Origin of the sequence: Streptococcus sp. SN-1, assembly GCF_041154385.1 — a bacterium.
Classification (GTDB): Bacteria; Bacillota; Bacilli; order Lactobacillales; family Streptococcaceae; genus Streptococcus; species Streptococcus mitis_CT.
The window spans coordinates 888592-907481 of sequence record NZ_AP028929.1 but is presented as its reverse complement, the minus strand read 5'-3'; the positions used below and the strand labels follow the sequence as shown (position 1 = coordinate 907481).

Genomic DNA, 18890 nt, shown 5'->3' with positions numbered 1-18890 from the left:
AAGTCACATCCTTTCATTTTCTTTCTTTAATTGGTAAGCGAGATAGACAATCAAAAGTAACAAGACTAAACTTGTCATGATAGAACCTTCAATCCCAAAAGATCCTCCTGATAACCAGCCTTGATTGCCTTGTGGTAAAAAGGTCATCAAAGACGTTCCTGACGGTTGACCACTAACTAAAATCCCAAAAAGATTACCCTGAGCAAAATTCCAAGCCCCATGAATACCTGCAACACCCCAAACTGTATCGGTTTTGAGAAGATAAAGAGCCATAGCAACTCCGAATAAGAAGAGATTCATTAGAGATAGAGGTGTTAGACCAGAATTCCCAGCATGGAGCAAAGTAAAGAATAGGCTAGATATAAGAACAGCAAGTTTTAAATTGGTTCTTGAAGCCAATTGAGGAAGGAGCCATGCACGGGAAACCACTTCTTCTGTTGTCCCCTGTAAAATCCAAAATGGAATGGTAAAAATGACAAAGACAAGCGAATATGGATCCAAGTGAATGGATTCCAAACGATATTGCCCTAAGGCCACCAAACCTAGCAAGGTCAGAAGAAAAAGTGCCAGGCCTAGACCAAATCCTTTCAGAAGATTGCTGAGGCAATTCTCTCTATAAAATCCTAAAGTTCGAATAGGTCTTTTCTCTACTTTTCTAGTCCATCTGAACACAGTGTTGAGAATAAAACCAAAAGACAGCAATTCTAAAATTAAATGAAAGTCACTTGTTTTATCCATCAAGCTCTGCTGCAAGGTCTGTAAGTAGCTTGCAAGATTTTGACCAGCCTCTCCAAAATTTCTAGCAAGTCCGATGAGAGCTAACAAACTAATACCATACAGAGTATAAGCCACAAACTCTCCTATGAAGACAAAAGCAAAGGCTAACAAGGGGCTTGTGTAAATGTTTAAACTCATTTTTGAAGCTTGGAAGTCTTTAAATATTCTTTTGTTCTTCATATCCCTGTCCTCTTTTCTTCTATCATATACTATTATTATAGCACTTTATAGTAGCAATTCAAGAAAGAAAAGGAAAAAACAATGTTATATTTTCTGACACAGAAATATAAAAATTTGCCTTTTTTTACTTTTTCTGATATAATGGGAAAATATTCGGAAAAGGAGACTAAAAATGAAGAAAAAATTTCTAGCATTTTTGCTAATTTTATTCCCAATTTTCTCATTAGGTATTGCGAAAGCAGAGACGATTAAGATTGTTTCTGATACCGCCTATGCACCTTTTGAGTTTAAAGATTCAGATCAAACTTATAAAGGAATTGATGTTGACATTATCAATAAAGTCGCTGAGATTAAAGGATGGAACATTCAGATGTCCTATCCTGGATTTGACGCAGCGGTGAATGCAGTTCAAGCTGGTCAAGCTGACGCTATCATGGCAGGGATGACAAAGACGAAAGAACGTGAAAAAGTCTTCACCATGTCTGATACTTACTATGATACAAAAGTTGTCATTGCAACTACAAAGGCACACAAGATTAGTAAATATGACCAATTAACTGGCAAAACCGTTGGTGTAAAAAACGGAACTGCTGCTCAACGTTTTCTTGAAACAATCAAAGATAAATACGGCTTTACTATTAAAACATTTGACACTAGTGATTTGATGAACAACAGCTTGAGTGCTGGTGCCATCGATGCCATGATGGATGACAAACCTGTTATCGAGTATGCCATTAACCAAGGGCAAGACCTCCATATTGAAATGGATGGTGAAGCTGTAGGTAGCTTTGCTTTCGGTGTTAAAAAAGGTAGCAAATACGAGCACTTAGTCACTGAATTTAACCAAGCCTTGGCTGAAATGAAAAAAGATGGTAGTCTTGATAAAATCATCAAGAAATGGACTGCTTCATCATCTTCAGCAGTGCCAACTACATCTACTCTAGCAGGATTAAAAGCCATTCCTGTTAAAGCTAAATACATTATTGCCAGCGATTCTTCTTTTGCACCTTTTGTTTTCCAAAATTCAAGCAACCAATTTACTGGTATTGATATGGAATTGATTAAGGCAATCGCTAAAGACCAAGGTTTCGAAATTGAAATCACCAATCCTGGTTTTGATGCCGCTATCAGTGCTGTTCAAGCTGGACAAGCTGATGGTATCATTGCTGGTATGTCTGTCACAGATGCTCGTAAGGCAACTTTTGACTTCTCAGAATCATACTACACAGCCAATACTATCCTTGGTGTCAAAGAATCAAGCACCATTGCTTCTTATGAAGACTTGAAAGGGAAGACAGTTGGTGTTAAAAACGGAACTGCTTCTCAAACCTTCCTAACAGAAAATCAAAGTAAATACGGCTACAAAATTAAAACCTTCGCTGATGGTTCGTCAATGTATGACAGTTTAAATACTGGGGCCATCGATGCCGTTATGGATGATGAGCCTGTTCTCAAATATTCTATCAGCCAAGGTCAAAAATTGAAGACTCCAATCGCTGGAACTCCAATCGGTGAAACAGCCTTTGCCGTTAAAAAAGGAGCAAATCCAGAATTGATTGAAATGTTCAACAACGGACTTGCAAACCTTAAAGCAAACGGGGAATTCCAAAAGATTCTTGATAAATATCTAGCTAGCGAATCTTCATCTGCTTCAACAAGCACTGTTGATGAGACAACTATCTGGGGCTTGCTCCAAAACAACTACAAACAACTCCTTAGTGGTCTTGGTATCACTCTTGCTCTAGCTCTTATCTCATTTGCTATTGCTATTGTTATCGGGATTATCTTCGGTATGTTTAGTGTTAGCCCATACAAATCTCTTCGTGTAATCTCTGAGATTTTCGTTGACGTTATCCGTGGTATTCCATTGATGATTCTTGCAGCCTTCATCTTCTGGGGTATTCCAAACTTCATCGAGTCCATCACAGGCCAACAAAGTCCAATTAACGACTTCGTAGCTGGTACTATTGCCCTCTCACTCAACGCAGCAGCTTATATCGCTGAAATCGTTCGTGGTGGTATTCAGGCCGTTCCAGTTGGCCAAATGGAAGCCAGCCGAAGCTTGGGTATCTCTTATGGAAAAACCATGCGTAAGATTATCTTGCCACAAGCAACTAAATTAATGTTGCCAAACTTTGTTAACCAATTCGTTATCGCTCTTAAAGATACAACTATCGTATCTGCTATCGGTTTGGTTGAACTCTTCCAAACTGGTAAGATTATCATTGCCCGTAACTACCAAAGTTTCAAGATGTATGCAATTCTTGCTATCTTCTATCTTGTAATTATCACACTTTTGACTAAACTAGCGAAACGCTTAGAAAAGAGGATTCGTTAATGGCAAAATTAAAAATTGATGTAAATGATTTACACAAAAGCTACGGAAAAAATGAAGTTTTAAAAGGAATCACGACTAAGTTCTATGAAGGAGATGTCGTTTGTATCATCGGTCCTTCAGGTTCTGGTAAATCAACCTTCCTTCGTAGCCTCAATCTTCTAGAAGAAGTTACGAGCGGTCACATCACTGTGAACGGCTATGATTTAACTGAAAAAACTACCAACGTTGACCACGTCCGTGAAAATATCGGAATGGTCTTCCAACACTTCAACCTCTTCCCACACATGTCTGTATTGGACAACATTACTTTTGCTCCTATTGAGCACAAGTTGATGACTAAGGAAGAAGCTGAGAAATTGGGAATGGAGTTGCTTGAAAAGGTTGGACTAGCAGATAAAGCTAATGCCAACCCAGATAGCCTATCAGGTGGTCAAAAACAACGTGTGGCTATCGCTCGTGGACTAGCAATGAATCCAGACATCATGCTCTTTGATGAACCAACTTCAGCCCTTGACCCTGAGATGGTCGGAGACGTACTAAACGTTATGAAGGAATTGGCTGAGCAAGGCATGACCATGATTATCGTAACCCATGAGATGGGATTTGCTCGTCAGGTTGCCAACCGCGTTATCTTTACTGCAGATGGTGAATTCCTTGAAGACGGAACACCAGATCAAATCTTTGACAACCCACAACACCCACGTCTGAAAGAGTTCTTGGACAAGGTATTAAACGTCTAATACTCAAACTGTAAGGATTTCCTTGCAGTTTTTTTCTATCTCGTATTGGATTTTTTGATTTTTCGGAAAATTATGTTAGAATTAAGTTTATGAAATGAGATTTCCTCATACCTAGCAAGACTAGGAATAAAAATAGAAATTAGGTAGCTAGATGTCATCTAAGGTTATTGTTACAATTTTCGGTGCGAGTGGAGACCTGGCTAAACGCAAGCTCTACCCTTCCCTTTTTAGACTATATAAATCCGGCAATCTCTCCAAGCACTTTGCAGTTATTGGAACTGCCCGTCGTCCTTGGAGCAAGGAATATTTTGAATCTGTTGTAGTCGAATCTATCCTTGATTTGGCAGATAGTACCGAACAGGCTCAAGAATTCGCTAGTCACTTCTACTATCAAAGTCACGATGTCAATGATACGGAGCACTATATTGCTTTGCGTCAATTGCAGGCTGAACTAAATGACAAGTACCAATCTGAACACAACAAGCTCTTCTTCTTGTCTATGGCTCCTCAGTTCTTTGGAACTATTGCCAAACACCTTAAGTCTGAAAACATTGTTGACGGTAAAGGTTTTGAGCGCTTAATCGTTGAAAAACCATTTGGTACAGATTACGCAACTGCAAGCAAGTTGAATGACGAACTCCTAGCAACATTTGACGAAGAACAAATTTTCCGTATTGACCATTATCTTGGTAAGGAAATGATCCAAAGCATCTTTGCAGTTCGCTTTGCCAACCTGATTTTCGAAAACGTTTGGAACAAGGATTTTATCGACAATGTTCAAATTACCTTTGCGGAGCGCTTGGGTGTAGAAGAGCGTGGTGGCTACTATGATCAATCTGGTGCCCTCCGTGACATGGTACAAAACCATACACTCCAACTGCTTTCCCTCCTTGCCATGGACAAGCCAGCAAGCTTCACAAAAGACGAGATTCGTGCTGAAAAGATTAAGGTCTTTAAAAACCTCTATCATCCAACTGATGAAGAGCTTAAAGAGCTCTTTATCCGTGGTCAATACCGTTCAGGTAAGATTGATGGCATGAAATATATCTCTTATCGTAGCGAGCCAAATGTGAATCCAGAATCTACAACAGAAACTTTTGCATCTGGTGCCTTCTTTGTAGACAGTGATCGATTCCGTGGTGTTCCTTTCTTCTTCCGTACTGGTAAACGTCTGACTGAAAAAGGAACTCATGTCAACATCGTCTTTAAACAAATGGACTCTATCTTTGGAGAGCCACTTGCTCCAAACATTTTGACCATCTATATCCAACCAACAGAAGGCTTCTCTCTTAGCCTAAATGGGAAGCAGGTAGGAGAAGAATTTAACTTGGCTCCTAACTCACTTGATTACCGTACAGATGCGACCGCAACTGGTGCTTCTCCAGAACCATACGAGAAATTGATTTATGATGTCCTAAATAACAACTCAACTAACTTTAGCCACTGGGATGAAGTTGGTGCGTCATGGAAATTGATTGATCGTATCGAAGAGCTCTGGGCTGAAAATGGTGCCCCACTTCATGACTATAAAGCTGGAAGCATGGGACCTCAAGCTAGCTTTGACTTACTTGAAAAATTCGGTGCCAAATGGACTTGGCAACCAGATATCGCCTATCGTCAAGATGGTCGTTTAGAATAAAAAAATTTCCTGCAAGTTTGTACCTTGCAGGATTTTTGCTTCTGATTAGATTAAGCCTTCCAAAAGACCTTTCATAAAGTTTTCTGAGTTAAACTCTCCAATATCATCGATTTTTTCACCAAATCCAATCAATTTTACAGGAATATTGAGTTCCTCTCGGATAGCTAGAACAACACCACCTCGGGCAGTTCCATCAATCTTAGTCAAGACAATTCCAGTTAATGGCGTGATTTTTGAAAATTCTTTGGCCTGTACCAGGGCATTTTGACCTGTTGATGCATCAAGTGCCAAAAAGGTTTCATGCGGAGCTTCGGGCACAACACGTTTGATAATACGACCAATCTTTTCCAACTCAGCCATAAGATTATCCTTATTTTGCAGACGACCAGCGGTATCAATCATAAGAATATCGATACCTTCAGACACGGCACGTTCCATGCCATCAAATACGACACTGGCTGGGTCAGCTTTTTCAGGTCCAGTCACAACTGGAACATCCACACGGCGTCCCCATTCTGCTAATTGGGCAACGGCACCAGCACGGAAGGTATCTGCCGCAACCAACATGACCTTCTTACCAGCTTGTTTGTAGCGGTGGGCCAATTTTCCGATAGAAGTTGTTTTACCAACACCATTAACACCGACAAAGAGCATGACTGTCAAGCCATTTTGGAAGTGGATACGTTCATCGTAGTTGCCATCCTTTTCATAAAGCTCAACCAATTTCTCAATGATGACACGGCGAAGTGCGTCGGGTTTCTTGGCGTTTTCTAGCTTGGCTTCGTAGCGTAGCTCCTCGGTTAAGTTAGAAGCGACTTGGACACCAACATCACTCATGATCAGCAGTTCTTCCAGTTCCTCGAAAAATTCTTCATCAACAGAGCGGAAATTAGCAAAGAAGGCGTTCAAGCGGGCACCGAAGCCTGTACGAGTTTTCTTGAGACTTCGGTCATATTTTCCTGAACAGTTTCTTCTACCTGAGGCCTTTCTGCTTCAAGCACTTCAGAACTATTTTCTTTTACAGTCTCTAAGAGGTCAGGATTCTCTTCCTCTGGGACTTCTTGTGAGTTTGGCAATTCTTCGACTTCTTCTTGAGAAACTTCTACAACTGACTCTGAATCATAATTTTCTTCAACAGTTTTTTTGATTTCCTCTTCTTCAATCACAGGCTCTTCAAAACTTTCAACCTCTGCTTCTTCTTGAGGAATTTCCTCAGCTTCTGTAAGAGAAGACTCAACATCTTCAGACAAATCAAGATTTTCCAGAGCTTCTTTTACAACTTCTTCGATTTTAGGTTCTTCTTTTTTTCCGAATAGACGGTCAAATAATCCCATATCTTAGTTCTCCTTTAGCACATATTCTTCGATAGCCCAGGCTACAGCCTCTTCATCGTTGGTCATTGGAGTCACTACATTTGCGACTGCCTTGACTTCAGGAACAGCGTTTTGCATGGCAACACCGAGCCCTGCCCATTCAATCATAGAAAGGTCATTGGCCTCGTCACCACAGGCCATGACTTGGCTTTGGTTGATTCCGAGATGGTTGATTAGTTTTGCCAAACCTGTTGCTTTATGAACATTCTTTGGTGACCACTCTAGCAACATTTCACGTGATTTAAAGATTTCATATTGGTCAAACAATTCTGGAGAAATCTTCTGAATGGCTGCATCCAAGGGTTCTTGAGCAAAGGCAGTCACGCACTTATTGTAGGTCATTTGACTAGATAAGTCTTCAAAGTCAACTGAAACAAAAGTCAAAGCTGGATTGAATTTGGCATAAAGACTTTCTTGGTCGGATTGAATTTGATAAACAGTTCCTTCTGAGATGGCATCAAGAGGCAGTGATAATTTCTCTGTTTCCTCATACAAGCGTGCCACATCATCATATGAAAAGACTGTTTTATCAAGGATTTCACCTGTATTTTTCTGAACCAAACCACCATTAAAGGTAATCGTATACTCATCTTCCTGACCGTCAGTCCCTAGCTCATGGAGAAAGAAATCCATAGCTTTTAAGGGACGACCAGTTGTCAATACGACCTTGATACCACGATCACGCGCAGCTTTCAAGGTTGCCTTGGTACGATCCGTCAGCCTTTTATCAGTAGTCAGCAAGGTCCCGTCCAAGTCCAATGCAATCAATTTTATATCTGCCATTATAAGCCCTCCATATAAGCTATAACCGACTGGTCCTTATGGTGACCAATCACAGTCTCTGCTAATTCTAAAATTTCTGGTCGTGCATTTTCAGGAGCCACAGGATGTCCCACAACCTGCATCATATGCAAGTCATTTAGATTGTCTCCAAAAGCCATAACTTGATCCATTGTGATACCAAGTTTTTTAGCTAATTCAACAATGGCCACCCCCTTATCGACATAGTCCAGAACAATATCAATAGATTCAAAGCCAGTTGTCATAGCCTTAACACCAGGAACATGTTCATTGACCCAAGCTTCTCCAGCTTCTAGCGTTTCTTCTGTGAAGTTGGTTGTAAATTTGAAAATATCATCTGTGATATCTTCCAAACTCGCTACTTTTTGGATATTTTCATTATAGTGCTGACTCACTTTTAAATAGATCTCATCAACCGTATCTAGCACATAAGAGCCTTTTTTCCCCGTCAAGAGCAGTTTATTGATATCTACATAAGGTGAAGTTTTCAGCTTTTCAAAAGTTGCCAGATAAAAATCACGAGACATAGTCGCTTCATACAAGTCCTGACCTTGATACTCTACCAAACTGCCATTTTCCGCGATGAAAATAATGTCATCACGAACATCAGCAAATAATTTTTCTAGAGACAGAAATCCGCGTCCTGAAGCCACCGCAAAGTAAATCCCTTTTTCCTTGTAGGAAGCCAAGAGAGACTTGAGGCGGTCCATATCAAAGCGCCCATTCCCATCTAGGAAGGTTCCGTCCATATCCGTTGCTACTAGTTTAATTGTCATCCTTCAATACTTTCTAAATCTTTTAACTTAACCGAAACAATTTTTGAGACACCTGATTCTTGCATAGTCACTCCATAGATAGAATCAGCCGCTGCCATGGTTCCCTTACGGTGGGTTACGACGATAAACTGGCTGTCCTTATCAAATCGATTGAGGTAATCCCCGAAACGTTTAACATTGGCTTCGTCAAGTGCAGCCTCTACCTCATCCAAGATGACAAATGGGATAGTCTTAACTCGAATGATAGAAAAAAGCAAAGCAAGAGCTGATAAGGCTTTTTCACCACCACTCATGAGGTTAAGAGACTGGATTTTCTTGCCTGGAGGTTGGACAGAAATCTCAACCCCAGCAGTCAGCAGGTCTCCTTCAGTCAAAATCAGGTCTGCCTGCCCCCCACCAAACATCTGTTTGAAGGTCACTTTAAAGGACTCACGAATAGCTTCAAAGGTTGATTTAAAGCGGTCCTTGACCTCATCATTCATCTCTGTAATGGTCTCAAGGAGCAGATTTTTCGCTGACAAAATATCATCTCGTTGGCTATTTAGGAAATCCAGACGATTGTAAACTTCTTCGTACTGGTCAATAGCTTCCAAGTTGACTGGACCCAGTGAGCGAATAGCCTTCTCCAAATCCTGTACCTCTTGCTCTGCCAGATTGAGATTTTCCAACTCATGTGCTTTTTCTAGAGCCTCAGTATAGCTAATCTGATACTGGTCTGTCAATTGACTTTGTAGATGGCGCAAGCGCTCGCTGATCTTTTCTTTCTTGGCTTCAGCACGTGTTTGCTTGCGAATCCACTCTTCATTCTGCTGGCGAGCCTGATCCAAATGACTAGCAATATCATCCAGTTGACCTTCAATATCATCCAACTCAAACTGCTTGCGAATTAAACCTTGTTGGAGATTTGTTTTCTGGTTTTTGGCTTCTTCAGCCTGTTGATTGAGCAATTCTGTATCAACCTTCTCGATATTATCAACCTTTTCTTGAAGAAGGCGCTGGATTTCTTCTTGTTCGATATCTAAATTGTCCAATTCTTTGCCTAAACGCTCAATATCAGCTACTTCATAACGTTTTTGCCCTTGCAATTCTGTCTTAAGCAAACGAGCTTGCGCTACCTCTTCTTGCAAGTTCTGATAACGTTCTTGGATGGCATTTTTGTTGGACTTAATCTCTTCAATCTCAGCTTCCAGATTTTGCTTATCACTGGCAATAGTAGCAAGGCGTGCTTGGCATTTTTCCTTGTCTGCTTGCCAATCTCCGTCAGAAAGACGATCTAATTCCTCTTCTTGGAGTTTCCAAAGCGTTTCTAGCTCTTCAACTTGCTGACTGGTCTGCTGGTAAGAGAGGGACAAGCCTTGCTCCTGAATACGAGCCTGTTCTCCTTGAGATTTGATGGCTTCTAATGATTCGGTCAATCTAGCCATCTGGTCTTGTAAGGTCTTCAAAGCCACTTCTTCTGAACGAAGACTTGCTTCCTCTTCAGCAATTTCTTTTTGTAATTGCTCCAGTTCTGGCTTGATAAAAATGCTGTTATTCTGGCGATTAGCTCCACCTGCATAGGAACCACCTGTACGTAACTCTGTTCCATCTAGGGTTACCATACGAACCTGATAACGAACCTGTCGAGCAGCTTCACGCGCATGCTCTACGGTATCAAAGATAGCCGTCGTAGCTAGCAAGTTCTTGAAAATAGCTTCCAGTCTAGTATCGAATGTCACCAACTCATCTGCCATACCCAGAAATCCTGGACTTGCCGCGATAGCATCTTGATTCTGACTAGAAATCGTACGAGCTTTGATCGTGGTCAACGGAAGAAAGGTCGCACGACCGGCTCTGTTCCGTTTGAGGAAATCAATAGTCTTAGTCGCCGCGTTCTCATCTTCTACGATGATATGCTGACTGCTTGCCCCTAAGGCAATCTCTAGAGCAGTTTGATAATGAACATCAAAGGTCAGGTGCTCACTGACTGCACCAATAATCCCACCAAGGCAGTCTTTTTCTTGGAGAACACTCTTAACACCTGCATAAAAGTTACTATGATTTCTCAGGATATTTTCCAAACTTTGGGCTCTAGCCTGCTTGTTTTTGAGATTATCCAGACGGTCAAAGAGTTGACTTTGTTGAGCTTGATAGGAAGCTTTCTGCTCCTCTTGCTCCTTAGCAATAGCTTGGTAGTCGGCCAATAATTTTTGAACCTGCTCCTCAGCAGTTTCAAGCTCCGCCTTTTGCTGACTAGCCTTCTCTTTAGCTGTAGCCAGCTGTTCTTTCAGCTTTTCTAGTTGATCTGCTTGTTTTTGAGAAAGCTGACGACTATTTTCCAACTCGTTTTCGATACGGGTCAACTGGTTTGATACATCCGCTTCTTCTTGTAAAAGGGCTACAAAGCGTTCACGTAAGAGCTCAATCATCTGATCAGGATCATCTGAAAAAGCCAGCAATTCAGCTTCTAAACAATTAAGTTTTTGATTATTTTGGACTAGATTTTCTTCTAGGAGGGCTAAAGAGCTTTCCTTAGCAGATTTTTCTTGGATGAGTGAATTTTTCTTATCCTCCAAAGCAGCCAAACGAGCTTGTGCTTCCTGCTGATTCAGGGCTACTTGCTCAGATTCTAATTTCGATAGGGCTAATTTTCTCTCTAAATCACTAATCAGACTGGTCAAATCCATCAAACTGCCCTGATCTTTGGCCATTTCAGCCTGTAAATCTTGGCGTTGCTTTTTAAGAGTTTGATTTTCTTCTTCTAATTTTTCACGCTTTTGGTAGTAGCTCGTCAAGAGTTCCTGAACCTGTGCCAACTCTTCTTCTGTCGAATCTAGTTCAGCCTTATTTTCCTTGATTTGGGCAACCAGTACATCCAAGTAAATAGCCTTACGTTGGCCTTCCCAGTCTAGAAACTTACGAGCATTTTCAGCTTGCTTCTCAAGAGGCCTGATTTGATTATCCAACTCGTAGATAATGTCTTCAAGACGATCCAGATTATCCTGAGTTTGTTGCAATTTGGTCTCTGTCTCTTTTCTACGAGTCTTGTATTTTAAAACTCCAGCAGCTTCTTCGAAAATGGCACGACGTTCTTCAGGCTTGGAGTTAAAAATCTCCTCAACCTTCCCTTGAGAAATAATAGAGAAGGAATCGCGTCCCAAACCAGTATCCAAGAAGAGATCATGAATATCACGCAGACGAACTTTCTTGCCGTCAATCTTATATTCGCTATCTCCACTACGATAGATATGGCGTTCTACCCTGATTTCTTGTCCTGCGTCCTTGATAAATCCGTCATTATTATCCAGAGTCACAACTACAGAAGCATAATTGAGCGGTTTGCGACTTTCAGTTCCAGCAAAGATGACATCCGGCATCTTGCCGCCACGGAGACTCTTAACACTTGACTCCCCCAAGGCCCAACGCAGACTTTCTGTAATATTCGACTTTCCAGATCCATTGGGTCCAACGACTGCCGTCACACCTTGGTCAAATACGACCTTGGTCTTATCAGCAAAAGACTTGAATCCCTGAATTTCGATTTCCTTTAAATACATGAATCCAGCCCTTTCTCAACGGCATTTTTGGCAGCTTCCTGCTCTGCTAATTTCTTAGAACGACCTTGGCCTTGACCAATGCTCTTACCTTCAACAAGAACTTCTACATCAAAAACCTTATCGTGGGCAGGCCCTGTTTCAGAAATCACCTGATAACGAATAGCCACATCCCCATTAACCTGAAGTAACTCTTGGAGATGGGTTTTGTAGTCTGTAATCATCTCAAACTCGCCTGCTTCAACCTTAGGAATCATGACTTGATAGATAAATTCCTTGACCTTGGCCACATCCTTGTCCAAAAGGAGGGCACCAAGAAAGGCTTCAAAGGCATCACCAAGAATGGTGTCACGATTGCGTCCACCAGACTTTTCTTCCCCCTTACCCAGCTTGATAAACTGATCAAACTGGCAATCACGCGCAAAACCAGCCAAACTCTCCTCACGGACAATCATGGCACGGAGTTTAGACAAGTCACCCTCAGGCTTTTTAGGATATTTTTTATACAGATATTCTGAAATCAATAACTGTAGAACAGCGTCTCCTAAAAATTCCAAGCGCTCATTGTGTGAAATTTTTAAGAGGCGGTGCTCATTGGCATAACTCGTATGAGTAAAGGCAGTCTCCAGTAAGTTTTTGTCTGCAAATTCGATTGCAAAATGGTTCTTTAGTACAGTTTGTAATTCTTTCATACCAACCTCTTTCTAACTGATAACAGTCCTTTTTATTATATCAAAAAAAGCCCCCTGAGTCACTCTAAAATGGGACTATAGGGGATTTGGGTATTCTTTAGACAGAGATAGAAGCAAACTTGAGTCAGAATAAAGAAAAAAGCCCTATTAAAGGCTTTCTTAGGATGTTTACATCCACCCTGAGGGAATCGAACCCCCATCTCAAGAACCGGAATCTTACGTGATATCCATTACACTAAGGGTGGAAACTTGTTTTATTATAACAGAAATTTGCTCTAATAACAAGTTTTTTTCTAGTGAGATAGCCCGTCTTAGTGGGAAGCATCCCCATTCCAGATGGAGTTTTTCACGATCACATAATCAACATGTTTAAGGTCAGCAACCTGACGTCCACCTGCATAGGAGATAGCACTTTGAAGGTCTTGTTCCATCTCAATTAAAGTGTCTTGCAGATGACCTTTGGCTGGAAGCAAGATGCGTTTGCCCTCCACGTTTTTATAAGCTCCTTTTTGATATTGTGAGGCTGAACCATAATATTCTTTGAATTGTTCACCATCGACTTCAATCGTTTTCCCTGGACTTTCAATATGTCCTGCAAAGAGGGAACCAATCATGACCATGCTAGCACCGAAGCGAATAGACTTGGCAATATCGCCATGAGTACGAATTCCTCCATCAGCGATAATCGGTTTACGTGCTGCCTTGGCACACCAACGTAGAGCAGCCAACTGCCAACCACCTGTACCAAAACCCGTCTTAACCTTGGTGATACAAACCTTACCAGGACCGATACCAACCTTAGTAGCATCCGCACCAGCATTTTCCAATTCACGCACCGCTTCTGGTGTTCCTACATTTCCAGCAATAACAAAAGTATCTGGCAATTCTTTCTTGATGTGTTGAATCATAGAAATCACGCTATCTGCATGACCATGAGCGATGTCAATCGTGATGTATTCCGGAGCATCAGCCTTGAGCTGGCTGACAAAATCATACTCATAATCCTTAACACCGACAGAGATAGAAGCAATGAGCCCTTGATCGTGCATGCGTTTAATAAAAGGAATGCGCCCTACCTCATCAAAACGATGCATAATGTAGAAGTAACCACCTTTAGCCAGTTGCTCTGCTACATTTTCATCCAAAATCGTCTGCATATTAGCTGGCACAACAGGTAGTTTAAAGGTGTGATTTCCTAGAGTAACACTTGTATCAGCTTCTGCACGGCTTTTAATGACACATTTATTTGGAATCAATTGAATATCTTCGTAATCAAAAATTGGAAATTCATTTAACATATCGATGTCTCGTTTCTTTTGTAATGACCTACCTATGCTCTCGCATCACTACGCCTTTTTCCGACGTTTCCTTAATTAATTATAAATCAAAGTAAGGTTTTTGTCAAATAATTTTATAAATTAAAATATATTGTTCGGATTTTATTTTATAAATAACAAAAGAAAGAGGAGAAATTATTTTCTCCCCACTTCATTAGCAATATTCATTTTAAAAATTTCTTCTGAGTTTTCCATCATTTCACAAAATTCACTATAAGATGAAGACTCCTGAGGAATTTGGATAGACCATTTCTTTAATAAGGCTCCATACCCTGCTAGCTTTCCTATCTCATTATCAACCGCCTTTTTCTCACTCGGGAAAACAAGACCAGCTTTCTCAGCTTTTAAAATATAAGAATAGGAAATCAGCTGGAATAAGTCCTCACGGTTGATTCCTTTTTCAGCCTTTTCAAGCTTTTTATATTTAGCATCTAATACTATTTTAAGCTCTTCTTGATAAAAATCTGGATATACTTTTCTTTCTTGACTAGAAAATACTGAAATCCCATCCGTCTTATCCTTATTCCGTGGATGGATGAAATCTTTTGGCAACAAGGTGTAAACATACTCTTCCCAAAGCCAGGCAACATCGAAAAGAATACCATGGACCTTTTGATCTTGATATCCTAACCCATGCTTTCCTTGGTTCAATATCATCAGACAAAGCTCTTGTAGCTTTCTATACTCGTGAAAGTATGCATGACGCAAAAGTTTAGATTGATTTCCCCGAATAATCTTAGCACGGTCAGCTAGTTTATAAGAGGGCGTTACACGCACGATTTCAGCTACATTTTCACGATTAGTTGAGAGATTATCTAGTACTCCTTGACCAATACTTTTCTGGTTCTTAATGTATTCAATAGTATGACGGACCAACTGTATGAGGGGATTATCATAGGTGAACTCTCTCGTTGTGTAGGCAATATTTCCCGTGAAAGGAAGATTTTTCTTGAGATGATTTCTTACATCAATCACTCCCTTAACATGACTGTCATTATGAGAAAATCTCTGGTATTCCTTATAAAGACCTTTTCGAATAGCAGCTTGAAGATACTTGGGGAAGAGATAGATCAAAAGTTGATATAGCTTATCTTCACGCGACAAAGCTACATCTAAACTAGTAAGATTGATATGAAGAACCTTTTGTAAAAGATAATGCAAAAAATGATCATTGCTCTTATCAGAATAGCGAGAAGATATCGTTAATCTTTCCTGACCATAGCCCAGAAAACCAATTACATTTCCTGTCTTAATTTCCTGATTGACCGTTTCAAAGATTTTTTGGTCCTTTTCTAAGTCAGAAGAATTCCTCAAATCGTTTGGAAAAATGAAAATACGTTCATCTTGGGATAGACTTTCCAAGGTTCTGTCTAAAAGAAGATTGCTTAGTTTAGGATATCCATCAACAAATTCTTCTTTAACAATCTTGTGTTGATTATCAGTAATCCGCATCATCGTTTTCATCGCCTTCATTGTCATCAGCTACTGCCTGATCTTTTTGCTCATTCTTTGTCAGATCAAATGCCTTCTTCAATGTTTCAAGAATTTCAGCTTCTTCATAAGAACCACGTACATAATCTTCCAAAAGCGGTTTGAGATAATCAGACCAGAGTAATTCATAGTCAAAATCTACATCATTCAAATCAAGGAAATAACTTGGCCCGATATGGTAATGACTGTTTAATTCCTGAACGTTTTCAATAGCAGCATTCAAGTTTCTTAGTCGAGTCTTAGCTTCTTCAGCACGATTACCTAGTTCTTTATCTAGAATATAAAGTTGACTTTCAGCCGTAACTTCAACAAATCGGAAACGACGACGCATAGCAAAATCAAAGGTATCTACTGAACGGTCAATGTCATTCATAGTGCCGATGATATAGACATTTTCAGGGATATAAAACTTTTCATCAGTTTCGTGTAGATTAGCATATTGGGTAGAAACACTTCCCTTTTCACCACGATAGCCTTTATCAATTGAGAAAAAGAGTTCTCCAAAAATCTTAGAAATCTCACCACGGTTGATTTCATCGATGATGAAGACAAATTTCTTGTCTGTGTCAATCGTTGGAGATACATAATCACATAATCCATAACTTTCTTTCATGTGATCCAAAACAATGTTTTGATAAGTTTCGTACTTTAAATTAGTATCTTCACCCTTGTACAAAAGATACACTTTTTCTTTGGTAGCAACAGGAGAATCAAATTTCACATTCCCTTGACTATTTAAACTGGCTGGAACAGAACTACGAGGGAAGAAGTATTGTCCTTGCTTTTCATTGATAGCATCCGTTAGTTTAGCCCACGCTTCCTCAAAATTATCTTGGCCTCCAGTTTTCTGAGCTTCTTTTGCTCTCTGACAAAATTGCTTAAAAATACCATCTTGTAATTTAAACTCAATAGCTCCATCCCCATTTGATACCGGTCTTAAACCCTCCACAAAATCCGTATAATCATAGGATGGGTGAAATTGTACAAATCCGATTTGGTCTTCGTTGCCACCCGTTAACTCCATAGCAATTTCTTTAGCAAGATAAGTTTTTCCTGTACCAGGTGCACCACGGAGGATGAGGTTTTTGGATTTTCTTAATATAGCACTATAATTAAATAAAAAATCATTCCTTAACATAGTTTCACTTTCTAATTTTTTATACTTTTTCCAATTAGGATGATTCAAAAAATAGTCATAGTCTTGAATTATGATTTCATCACTTGCAGCAAATTTTATTAACTGGTTAGTCTCTTTAGTTCGATACTTAATATCTGATGGAAACCATATTGTTTCTTGCCCCGTAAAGAAAAACCATTCCCTCTCTATATACTCTTTTTTCCAATCAACAATAATGGTATGCCCATCATCTAAAACCTCTTTAACAGTTGCCATTCCACGAATTTTCATCACAGAAACCTTTGAATCATCTTTCTTTACAAAAGGTAAATTCTTCTTTTTGACATATGTGGATTTAGCAAATAAAACGTCACCTGGTTTAATTTTATTAAACAACTTTAACATTTTTTGATACTGTTTATTTTCCTCGTTGTTATGCCATCCTAATTCCCACTTTCCTTCTTCCCTAAAATATTCAAGATAATCATCATCACCAAATTTTGTACCAACAAAAAAATAGTTATTTTGTTCACTGTTCATTTGAATACTCCTTTAATTAACTTTTACAAGTAAGTTCTATTAATATATAGTTCACCTCTAGCATATCATATCTATCAAAAAAAGAAAAGAATTTCTAAAGAAAAGCCTAGTGTAGAGTGGGGTATTCCCTCATAACACTAGACTTCTTTTTTATCTTAATAATACTCACCCTGACGGTAGTCCCATGAGTTAAAGGTGTCTGACAGGTGCATCATAATCTTATCAATGTCAAGCCCTTTGCGGATTACAACTGGAGCTGGTGAAGTTGAACGTGCTCCTCCTTGTTCTGGGATGAGTTTGCCGTCTTTATCGACCATAGAGACCATCACACCTTGCTCGTAGCGTGTTTCAATCGTTTTGTCAGGTTGGATAGATGCCACATAGTCGTCTGCTTCGATGACAAGGTCCACTGCTCCTTCAATACGTTCTCCGATTCCTTCCACCTTACCTCGGTTTCCTTTACCAGATGGGTTAGCTGATGAGGCATAAACCATCTTGCCTTCTTCCCAAAGTTTGGCAGCCAATTGTTCACCAGCTTTCCCAAACTTGATAACGAAACAGCTAGTACCACGCACGTCAGTCATCAGTTCTTCACGGCCATCACCGTATGCTTTCAGTTTTTCAAAAGCTTCTGGTTTCCAAGGAAGGATACAACCAAGAAGAATATCTTCGTCCCAATGTTTTTGGTAAAAGGCTTCAATTTCTGGGTTGAGTTGTGCTAAAGCGCGAAGCTCATCCATGCTACCGCAGAGAACAACTCCTGGTTTGTTACGGTTACGCTCTTTAGCTGCGAACTTGCGCTCAAGTCCTGCCTTGTCACTGGTCATGATAATGTAGCCAACTTTTGTAGGGCAAACGATACATCCGCCCTCACCTTTTAAAATGTCATATCCTTCTTGTGAAAGTGTTCCGTTCCATTGAATGTGTTTTGTCATAGTTCTATTTCCTTTTCTATTTTTCTAATCCTGCCAATAGGCTGGTCGTTGTTTTTCATATGCAGCAATCAAGTCTTCATACTGCAAGGTAATACCGATATCATCCAAACCATTTAAGAGCTTGTGTTTCCATTCACTATCGATTTCGAAAGTGAATTCTCCAACTGGTGAGATGATTTTTTGTTGTTCCAAGTCCACAGTTACCTGGTCACTTGGTTGTAGCTGAGCTAGTTTCTCTCGAACCTCTCTGGGCTGTACAATAGGCAACATGCCATTATTGAGTTCATTATTGTAATGAATATCACCGAAAGACCCCGCAATCACGACCTTAAAACCATAGTCTGCTAAGGCCCAAGCTGCATGTTCCCTCGAAGAACCTGCCCCAAAGTTATTCCCTGAGATGAGGATAGTTGCTTTACGGTATTCAGGTCTGTTAAAGACAAAGTCTGGATCCTCAGTATACTTGTCATCCAAATAACGCCAAGCATACATGAGGTACTTACCAAAGCCTTTTTTATCAATTAACTTGAGAAACTGCTTGGGTAGGATTTGATCGGTATCGATGTTATCATTCATGAGAGGAACAGTCGTTCCCGTATAAACTGTAAATTTCTCCATATC

At 40.0% G+C, this 18890-nt stretch carries 13 protein-coding genes, 1 tRNA gene and 1 pseudogene; 3 read left to right on the top strand and 12 right to left on the bottom strand.

What is annotated here, in order from left to right; genetic code table 11:
- Positions 1-3 precede the first annotated feature (3 nt).
- Positions 4-957, bottom strand: a complete 954-nt coding sequence (locus tag ACAM22_RS04040) for a CPBP family intramembrane glutamic endopeptidase (protein ID WP_369606969.1) — start codon at positions 955-957, stop codon at positions 4-6.
- A gap of 172 nt (positions 958-1129) precedes the next feature.
- Here ACAM22_RS04040 and ACAM22_RS04035 point away from each other — a divergent pair, with 172 nt between their 5' ends.
- The 3 genes from ACAM22_RS04035 (at position 1130) to zwf (ending at position 5674) form a co-directional block, all read left to right on the top strand.
- Positions 1130-3295, top strand: a complete 2166-nt coding sequence (locus ACAM22_RS04035; protein ID WP_261052744.1) for an ABC transporter substrate-binding protein/permease — start codon at positions 1130-1132, stop codon at positions 3293-3295.
- Positions 3295-4035, top strand: coding sequence for an amino acid ABC transporter ATP-binding protein (locus ACAM22_RS04030; protein WP_050315938.1), 741 nt, complete (start codon positions 3295-3297; stop codon positions 4033-4035). The genes ACAM22_RS04035 and ACAM22_RS04030 overlap by 1 nt, the downstream gene beginning before the upstream one ends.
- Before the next feature lie 151 nt (positions 4036-4186).
- Positions 4187-5674, top strand: a complete 1488-nt coding sequence (gene zwf / locus ACAM22_RS04025) for a glucose-6-phosphate dehydrogenase (RefSeq protein ID WP_261052745.1) — start codon at positions 4187-4189, stop codon at positions 5672-5674.
- 45 nt (positions 5675-5719) lie between these two features.
- Here zwf and ftsY read toward each other — a convergent pair.
- From ftsY to leuD, 11 genes and pseudogenes are all read right to left on the bottom strand, one after another.
- Positions 5720-7008, bottom strand: a pseudogene (gene ftsY, locus ACAM22_RS04020) (signal recognition particle-docking protein FtsY).
- A gap of 3 nt (positions 7009-7011) precedes the next feature.
- Positions 7012-7830, bottom strand: a complete 819-nt coding sequence (locus ACAM22_RS04015; protein WP_261052757.1) for a Cof-type HAD-IIB family hydrolase — start codon at positions 7828-7830, stop codon at positions 7012-7014.
- Positions 7830-8624, bottom strand: a complete 795-nt coding sequence (locus ACAM22_RS04010) for an HAD family hydrolase (protein ID WP_261052760.1) — start codon at positions 8622-8624, stop codon at positions 7830-7832. Before ACAM22_RS04010 ends, ACAM22_RS04015 begins: the two co-directional genes overlap by 1 nt.
- Entirely contained in the window at positions 8621-12160 is a 3540-nt protein-coding gene (smc, locus tag ACAM22_RS04005; RefSeq protein ID WP_261052766.1) for a chromosome segregation protein SMC, read from the bottom strand. The genes ACAM22_RS04010 and smc overlap by 4 nt, the downstream gene beginning before the upstream one ends.
- Positions 12151-12849 carry a ribonuclease III gene (rnc, locus tag ACAM22_RS04000; protein ID WP_000661487.1) on the bottom strand — a complete coding sequence of 233 codons (699 nt, stop codon included), beginning with the start codon at positions 12847-12849 and terminating at the stop codon, positions 12151-12153. Before rnc ends, smc begins: the two co-directional genes overlap by 10 nt.
- A 173-nt stretch (positions 12850-13022) precedes the next feature.
- Positions 13023-13094, bottom strand: a tRNA-Arg gene (locus tag ACAM22_RS03995).
- Positions 13095-13160: 66 nt separating this feature from the next.
- The gene (locus ACAM22_RS03990) at positions 13161-14147 is read right to left on the bottom strand and encodes a GMP reductase (protein ID WP_261052768.1); all 987 of its coding nucleotides are present in this window, start codon (positions 14145-14147) and stop codon (positions 13161-13163) included.
- Positions 14148-14321: 174 nt separating this feature from the next.
- Positions 14322-15641 carry an McrC family protein gene (locus ACAM22_RS03985; RefSeq protein WP_261052807.1) on the bottom strand — a complete coding sequence of 440 codons (1320 nt, stop codon included), beginning with the start codon at positions 15639-15641 and terminating at the stop codon, positions 14322-14324.
- Positions 15625-17334 (bottom strand): AAA family ATPase, encoded by a 1710-nt coding sequence (locus ACAM22_RS03980; protein WP_261052771.1) that lies wholly within the window; start codon positions 17332-17334, stop codon positions 15625-15627. Before ACAM22_RS03980 ends, ACAM22_RS03985 begins: the two co-directional genes overlap by 17 nt.
- Positions 17335-17489: 155 nt before the next feature.
- A complete protein-coding gene (locus tag ACAM22_RS03975) occupies positions 17490-18269 on the bottom strand; it encodes an L-threonylcarbamoyladenylate synthase (protein WP_000160498.1) in 780 nt (259 codons plus the stop codon).
- Between the two features lie 24 nt (positions 18270-18293).
- Positions 18294-18887: a 3-isopropylmalate dehydratase small subunit gene (gene leuD, locus ACAM22_RS03970; protein WP_261052773.1), complete on the bottom strand. Its 594-nt coding sequence runs from the start codon at positions 18885-18887 to the stop codon at positions 18294-18296.
- Between the last annotated feature and the right edge of the window lie 3 nt (positions 18888-18890).

Bases quoted from the DNA above. Each gene is read 5' to 3' on its own strand.
- zwf (WP_261052745.1), top strand. From the start codon at position 4,187: ATGTCATCTAAGGTTATTGTTACAATTTTCGGTGCGAGTGGAGACCTG.
- ACAM22_RS04030 (WP_050315938.1), top strand. From the start codon at position 3,295: ATGGCAAAATTAAAAATTGATGTAAATGATTTACACAAAAGCTACGGA.
- ACAM22_RS03990 (WP_261052768.1), bottom strand. From the start codon at position 14,147: ATGTTAAATGAATTTCCAATTTTTGATTACGAAGATATTCAATTGATT.
- leuD (WP_261052773.1), bottom strand. From the start codon at position 18,887: ATGGAGAAATTTACAGTTTATACGGGAACGACTGTTCCTCTCATGAAT.
- rnc (WP_000661487.1), bottom strand. From the start codon at position 12,849: ATGAAAGAATTACAAACTGTACTAAAGAACCATTTTGCAATCGAATTT.
- ACAM22_RS04040 (WP_369606969.1), bottom strand. From the start codon at position 957: ATGAAGAACAAAAGAATATTTAAAGACTTCCAAGCTTCAAAAATGAGT.
- ACAM22_RS03975 (WP_000160498.1), bottom strand. From the start codon at position 18,269: ATGACAAAACACATTCAATGGAACGGAACACTTTCACAAGAAGGATAT.
- ACAM22_RS04010 (WP_261052760.1), bottom strand. From the start codon at position 8,624: ATGACAATTAAACTAGTAGCAACGGATATGGACGGAACCTTCCTAGAT.
- ACAM22_RS03985 (WP_261052807.1), bottom strand. From the start codon at position 15,641: ATGATGCGGATTACTGATAATCAACACAAGATTGTTAAAGAAGAATTT.
- smc (WP_261052766.1), bottom strand. From the start codon at position 12,160: ATGTATTTAAAGGAAATCGAAATTCAGGGATTCAAGTCTTTTGCTGAT.
- ACAM22_RS03980 (WP_261052771.1), bottom strand. From the start codon at position 17,334: ATGAACAGTGAACAAAATAACTATTTTTTTGTTGGTACAAAATTTGGT.
- ACAM22_RS04035 (WP_261052744.1), top strand. From the start codon at position 1,130: ATGAAGAAAAAATTTCTAGCATTTTTGCTAATTTTATTCCCAATTTTC.
- ACAM22_RS04015 (WP_261052757.1), bottom strand. From the start codon at position 7,830: ATGGCAGATATAAAATTGATTGCATTGGACTTGGACGGGACCTTGCTG.